Source organism: Pseudomonadota bacterium (assembly GCA_018823135.1).
Lineage (GTDB): Bacteria > Desulfobacterota > Desulfobulbia > Desulfobulbales > CALZHT01 > JAHJJF01.
Genome location: JAHJJF010000035.1, coordinates 1 through 3,600, shown reverse-complemented (window position 1 = coordinate 3,600; position 3,600 = coordinate 1). Strand labels below are relative to the sequence as shown.

Sequence of the window (3,600 nt, the reverse complement as noted above, 5' to 3'; positions counted from 1 at the left end):
GCACCTTTCCTTGGCCGATGTCAAATTCAGCGGCGAGGCTGCGGATGATAAAAGCGGTTTCTCGGTGGCCGGGGCCGGAGATGTGAACGGCGATGGCTTTGACGATATGCTCATCGGCGCCTATGGCGCTGATAGTGAAGCCGGCAAGACCTATGTGGTATACGGCTCCAGTGTTTTGGCTGATAAGAACCTCTCCGCAGCCGATGCCACCTTCAGCGGCGAGGTTGCGGGTGATAAAAGCGGTAATTCAGTGTCAGGGGCCGGTGATGTCAATGGCGATGGATTCGACGATCTGCTCATCGGCGCCTATGGCGCAGATAGTAATACTGGCAAGACCTATCTGCTATACGGCTCCAGTATTTTGACTGATAAGAATCTGTCTGAGGCCGATGTCAGCTTCAGCGGCAAGGCCGGGGGGGATCGCGCCGGGCATAGGGTGGCAGGGGCCGGCGATGTGAACGGCGACGGCTTTGACGATCTGCTTATCGGCGCCGATGGCGTTGATACTTATACTGGCAAGACCTATCTGTTTACCGGAATGGGCAACCGTTTGGTTGAGTAATTAATCCCTCATATTACAAAAAAGCCGGGGTCCTGAACCAGCCTCGGCTTTTTTATGTTTATTCGGGCGCATAAATTTGATTATGATCCGGATGATCCCATTTCATATTTCAGCTTGAGCTCAAAAAAGCGTGCTGTTTGGTGATTACTTTTCGGCACATGTGCTTTTTGCTTTTCCGAACTTCTTCGTCGCTGGCCGACGAAATCCTGTATCCCGGAGTCGTTGCTTTTCTGCTGGTTCGTCAATGCCTGACTTCCTGGCACGCACCCGTAAACATGATCACTTCGAAATTCTTGCCGGGCGCAGGTGGCCGCATGGATTTCAGTAAACAGCTGATAATAATAATTGGGCGCCATATATTTTAATTTTGGGCTCCGGCCGTTTCCGTCTGGAGTTGAAACAGGGAAGTTTCAGGAGTCATTTTCTTGTTGACAATAAAAATTTATAATTCATAGAATTTAATCGTCAGGCGAAAGAGTTATTATTGGGGGATGCGGCACGAGATCATTCAGTGAGTCAATTGTCATTGTCATGAACCATCGGCAAGGCCTTAACGCGCCGCATCCGCTGGTGAACGTGGTAAAGAGGATAGAGAAGAATGGGCTTGCCGGCGACTGTCCGGCACAATTTTCCGGTTGAGGAATTAGATGAATTTTATACAGCTGCCGGGGATGATTATTCCAGACAGAAAGACGTTTTTGAAATTCTCTGTCCTTGCGGTGCTGGTGACCGCAGTCATCGGGGTTTTGTTCTTTTATCTCGCCAGACTGTATATCATCCACCAGGCGGAACGGAAGATCGAAGATCTGCTCCTGGCCCATCAGGGTATTCACCAGTATGTGCAGCGGGTCATGCATCCGGCGTTGTATAAATACAAGCAAGAAGGAAGAGTGCCGGAAGACTTTTATGCCCCCGAACTTCTTTCCTCGTCCTTTATCGTTCGCAATCAGCATCAGTTCTACAACGAAGAGCGCCGTGCCCTGGATCTGCCGGAACTGTCCTACAAGATGGCGGCCTACAACCCCCGCAATCCGGTGAACAAGGCCGATGCCATGGAAGAACGGCTGATCCGGGAATTCGATGCCAACCGTGAGCTCACCTCCCATAAAGAGATCCTTGATATAGACGGCAGGAAGTTTCTCTATGTCGCCCTGCCTTTTCAGGCAAATCAGGAAAGGTGCATGAAATGCCACGGCAAAAGGGAAGAATCTCCCGAAGATCTGCAGGCCCTGTACCCCGGGGAAGGCGGCTTCAATGAATCCCTGGGCGATATCCGGGCAATCATCTCCATCCGCGCCCCCCTGGAAAGGGAATATTTCACGATGTATATTGTTTCCGGTGCCATGCTGTGCGGTTTTTTCTTTGTCTCAGGCCTGTTTCTGTTCAATTTCCGTTTAAAGAAACTCGTCAAAAACCGCACGGAACGCCTCACCGAGAACGAAGCCTTCCTGGATTCGGTGATTGAGAATATCCCCAATATGATCTTTGTCAAGGAGGCCGACGGACTGAGGTATGTCCGCATGAACAAGGCGGGCGAGGAGCTGCTGGGATATGACCAGCAGACATTCATCGGCAAGAACGACTATGATTTTTTCCCCCGGGAGCAGGCGGACTTTTTCACGGAAAAAGACCGGCAGGTATTACAAGATAAGGTTTTGTTTGATATCCCTGAAGAGCAGGTTCAAACCAGGGAGAAAGGGACAAAGATATTCCACACCAAGAAAATACCGATTCTGGACAAAGGCGGAGCGCCACTGTATCTGCTGGGCATTTCAGAAGATATTACCGATCAGAAAGCGGCGGTGGTGGAAAAGCTGCTGCTTGAGGAACAACTTCGCCAGGCCCAGAAGATGGAGGCAATCGGCACGCTCGCCGGCGGCATTGCCCATGATTTCAACAATATCCTTGGCGCCATTCTCGGCTATGCCGATATGGCCCTTGAAAGCATTCCTGGCACGAATCCTGCGAAAGGGTTCATCGGCGAGGTGCTGAAGGCGGGGTTCCGGGCCCGCGATCTGGTGAAGCATATTCTTGCCTTCAGCCGCAAGTCGGAGCAGAAAAAAAGCCCCCTTAAGATCCAGGTAATCGTCAAGGAAATCGTCAAACTCCTGCGGGCATCCATTCCCACCACCATAGAAATCAAGCAGGCGATTGATCCGGACTGTGGAACTATTCTGGCTGATCCGACCCAGATTCATCAGGTTGTGATGAATCTCGCCACCAATGCGTCCCAGGCTATGGAGGGGGGAAATGGTACCCTCTTTATCGGCGTTGATTCGGTATTTCTGTCGGAAAAAGACCTGGCGGATGAACAGGTAGCGGCAGGACCCTATGTGCTGCTGACTGTCGGTGACACGGGGCCGGGTATCAAGCCGGAAATCATCAGCCGTATCTTTGACCCCTACTTCACCACCAAGGAAGTCGACAAGGGCTCGGGCATGGGATTGGCCGTGGTGCACGGCATCGTCAAAAGCCATGAGGGATACATTACAGTTGAAAGTCAACCCGGAACCGGCACCACTTTTAATGTATATTTCCCCCAAAGCCGGGAGGAAGAGGAATCGCTGGAGGCTGAGACCGCAGAGATTCCCACCGGCACGGAAAATATTCTGGTGGTTGACGACGAGCAGGTTCTTGTCAAGTTGACCCAGGCGCGCCTTGAAAGATTGGGCTATCATGTAACCGCGGTTTTTGACAGCACCGAGGCCCTGGAACTGTTCCGGGCCAGGCCGGAGGCATTTGATCTGGTTCTCACCGATTATACCATGCCGAAGATGACCGGCACCGAGCTGCTCATGGCAATCAGGGAGATCCGCCCGGATATCCCGGTGATCCTCTGTACCGGGTATAGCTCACAGGTCGACAAAGAAAAAGCTTATGCCATGGGGGTTTCGGCATTTATCATGAAGCCGGTTAAAAATATCGATCTGGCGCGTATCATCCGCCAGAGCCTGGACGCCTGCAAGACCTGATACCAACACCCTAAGAGTATCGGGATTGCCTGGCGGGCAGCCGGCAGGCAAGAAGGCATTGATACG

The 3,600-nt window shown here is 51.9% G+C and carries 2 protein-coding genes; both read left to right on the top strand.

All coding sequences use genetic code 11. The features are described 5' to 3' along the window. Positions 1 to 562, top strand: a 562-nt coding sequence (locus KKE17_03105; protein MBU1708971.1) for an integrin alpha, incomplete at its 5' end; no start/stop codon positions are given. Between the two features lie 647 nt (positions 563 to 1,209). Then, on the top strand, positions 1,210 to 3,534 hold the full coding sequence (locus tag KKE17_03100; GenBank protein ID MBU1708970.1) for a DUF3365 domain-containing protein: 2,325 nt from the start codon (positions 1,210 to 1,212) through the stop codon (positions 3,532 to 3,534). Positions 3,535 to 3,600 lie beyond the last annotated feature (66 nt).